Below are 3,222 nucleotides of genomic sequence, written 5' to 3'. Positions count from 1 at the left end.
GTCCCCAGCAGTCCCGACAGATCCGGCAAGAAGCCCCGCGAGGGGTTGAAACCCCTCGCTACTGTATAGCGGCCTCCGGGTCCGGAGGACGCCGCCCCCGCCCACCCCGGAGCCGGCTGGAAGCCGGCCCTCCCAGGGGATTTATCCCCGAAAGGCTCGCTCCGAGGCTCCAGCGTCGGAGCCCGGGGAGACGCTCCAGCGTCGGGGGAGGGGGTGTCGCTCCGGCAGCCTCGCGAGGGGTTGAAACCCCTCGCTACTGTATAGCGGCCTCCGGGTCCGGAGGACGCCGCCCCCGCCCACCCCGGAGCCGGCTCCAAGACGTCGCTCCCAGGAGGGTTCCGGGGTGGGTTCCTGGGTGGGAAGGGGGTGTCGCCCCGGCAGGGGCGAGATGTACTAGCGAGGGGTTTCAACCCCTCGCGGGGGCTACCGGAAAGACACGAGGGGTTGAAACCTCTCACGGGGGCTTCGCGGCTGGTAACCTCTCTCCCCATGAGCAGCACGAGCACCGCCCTCTCCGACACCGAGCTCCTCGCCCGGCTGGTGGCCTTCGATACCACCAGCTGCAACTCCAACCTGCCGCTGGTGGAGTTTCTCTGCGACTACCTCGACCGCCCGGGGGTGGAGATCGTCCGCAACGCTTCGCCGGAGGGCGACAAAGCCAACCTGGTGATCTACGCCGGCCCACCGGTGGATCCGAAGACCCGCGAGGGGCTGGTGCTCTCCGGCCATATGGACGTGGTGCCGGCGCTGGAGCCGGAATGGACCTCCAACCCCTTCTCCCTGGACGACCGGGACGACCGCTTCGTGGCCCGCGGCTCGGCGGATATGAAGGGCTTCCTGGCCCTCGCCGCCAACCGGCTGCGGTCCGCCGAGAAGCTCACCCGGCCTCTGGTGCTGGTCTTCACCTACGATGAAGAGGTGGGCACCGTCGGTGCCTGCCATCTGCGCCACAGCTGGCCCCGGGACCGTCCCCTACCGCGCCAGGCGGTGATCGGTGAGCCCACCACCCTCAACGTGGTCCGCATGCACAAAGGCCACCTCAAGATGCGCGTCACCCTCCACGGCGTGCCCGCCCACAGCGGCTACCCGCACCTGGGAGTCAACGCCATCGAGCCCGTCGGGCGGGTGATCCTCGCCCTCACCGGCCTGCGCCGCCAGCTGGAGACCGAGCAGCCGCCGCACCACGGCTTTTTTCCCCAGGTGCCCTACGTCGCCCTCAACGTCGCCCAGATTCACGGCGGCACGGCGGTGAACATCGTCCCCGAGCGCTGCGTCCTCGACGTCGGTGCCCGGGTGCTGCCGGGAATGGACTCGAAGGAGATCGCCGAGCGCATCCGAGCCGAAGTCGAACGGGTCACCGCCTCGGACCGTTGCGAGGTGGAGCTGCTGGGGGACAGTCCGCCGCTGCTGCTCTCCGAGGACGCGCCCCTTTGCCATCATCTCTACGACCTTGTGCACCAGGAGGAGACCCACAGCGCCTCCTATGCCACCGACGCCGGCTGGCTGCAGCAGCTGGAGATGGATTGCGCGGTCTTCGGCCCCGGCTCCATCGAGGTGGCCCACAAGCCCAACGAGTTCATCCCGAAGGACCAATTCGCCCGCGGGGGCGAGCTTCTCGACCGTCTAATCCATGAGCTCTGCCAGGACGGCGCGGACTCTGGCCCGAGCCCCACCCCATGAGTACGCAAGGCGAAGCTCCCAGCGCCGCCGCCGGAGAGATCTGGGAAGCGGATCTGACCTGGACCGGCCGCCGGTTCGAGACCGGCGTGCGTCTGGAGATCGGGGCCAGCGGCTCCCTGCTACGGGTGGGCCAAGACCTTCCGGAGCCCCATCGGCGCCTGCGCCGGCGGGCGCTGCTACCAGGCTTCGTCAACGCCCACTCCCACGCCTTCCAGCGAGGCCTCCGAGGTCTCGGCGAGACCTTCCCCCAGGACGCCGGGAGCTTTTGGACCTGGCGGCGGGCGATGTACGGCCTGGTCGCCGACCTCGACGCGGACAGGCTCCACCGCCTGTGCCTCCAGGCCTTCCGCGAGATGCTGGCGGCGGGCATCACCACCGTCGGTGAGTTTCACTACGTCCATCACCTGAACCCCGAGCCCGGGGATGACTTCACCTTCGACGAGGTGGTGCTGCGGGCCGCCGCCGAGGCGGGAATCCGCATCGTCCTGCTCCAGGCCTATTACGCCACCGGCGGCGTCGGTCAACCTTTGGAGGGTGCCCAGCGCCGCTTCCGCATCGATTCTCTGGAACGCTACTGGCAGCAGATGGATCACCTCGCCGGACTCCTCGAGCCGCGCACCCAAAGCCTCGGCGCCGTCGCCCACAGCCTACGGGCGGCGCCACCGGATGCGGTGCAAGAGCTCCACGCCGAGGCCCGGCGGAGGAAGATGGTGCTGCACCTCCACGTCGAGGAGCAACGTCAAGAAGTGGACGCGGTGGTGGAGACCTGGGGGCGCCGCCCCCTGGAGCTGCTGCTGGAGCACTTGCCGGTGGGGCCGGGGCTCACCGCGGTGCACTGCACCCACACGCCCCCGGCACACCTGCGCAGTTTCGCTCAAGCCGGCGCCAACGTGTGCATCTGCCCGCTGACGGAAGCCAACCTCGGCGACGGCATCGCCTCTCTACCGGCTCTGCAACAGATCCCCGAAGGCCTCGGCGCCCTCTGCCTGGGCACCGACTCCAACGCCCGCATCTCCATGCTCGAGGAGATGCGCTGGCTGGAGTACGTCCAGCGACTCCACACCGAGTCCCGCGGCGTTCTGCGCAACGACCACGGCGACATCGCCCCCAGCCTCCTCCACGCCGCCACCCGCGCCGGCGCCACGGCTCTCGGCTTGCCCACCGGCCAGCTCGTCCCCGGCGCCCCCGCCGACCTCATCCTGGTGGACCTCGACGCCCCACAGCTGGCGGAGCTGGACGAAAACAGTCTGGCGGCAGGGCTGGTCCTGGGCGCCGGCGACGCAGTGATCCGCGAGGTCTGCGTCGGCGGCCGCTGGGTGATCGGCAACTCCGCCACCGCTTGATCATTTCCACCCGCAGGGCAGAAGTTTCCGCAGAACAGTATTTTCTTGACGAAAACTTAGCCCTCGTCTAATCTAAAAGAATAGGCAAGCAGACAGATCAGGATCGCTCGATGTGTCTCGACCACCGAGCCATCCCACCACCGAGCTGGTCGGCTGCCACCTTTTCGTCTTCGCGCACGGGTGGGCGAAGACGAACCCC

Annotated in this window: 2 protein-coding genes; both read left to right on the top strand. The window is 68.8% G+C overall.

Translation table 11 applies throughout. The annotated features are described in order from the left end of the window. Positions 1-489 precede the first annotated feature (489 nt). Entirely contained in the window at positions 490-1,680 is a 1,191-nt protein-coding gene (gene argE / locus SX243_25605) for an acetylornithine deacetylase (GenBank protein MDY7096366.1), read from the top strand. Further along, complete coding sequence (locus tag SX243_25600) at positions 1,677-3,023, top strand: formimidoylglutamate deiminase (protein MDY7096365.1); 1,347 nt, start codon at positions 1,677-1,679, stop codon at positions 3,021-3,023. The genes argE and SX243_25600 overlap by 4 nt, the downstream gene beginning before the upstream one ends. Positions 3,024-3,222 lie beyond the last annotated feature (199 nt).

It is taken from the genome of Acidobacteriota bacterium (assembly GCA_034211275.1).
Taxonomy (GTDB): Bacteria; Acidobacteriota; Thermoanaerobaculia; order Multivoradales; family JAHZIX01; genus JAGQSE01.
Note: the sequence above shows the minus strand (reverse complement) of the source record. Positions and strands in the feature narration are given on the sequence as shown.

Bases quoted from the DNA above. Each gene is read 5' to 3' on its own strand.
- SX243_25600 (MDY7096365.1), top strand. From the start codon at position 1,677: ATGAGTACGCAAGGCGAAGCTCCCAGCGCCGCCGCCGGAGAGATCTGG.
- argE (MDY7096366.1), top strand. From the start codon at position 490: ATGAGCAGCACGAGCACCGCCCTCTCCGACACCGAGCTCCTCGCCCGG.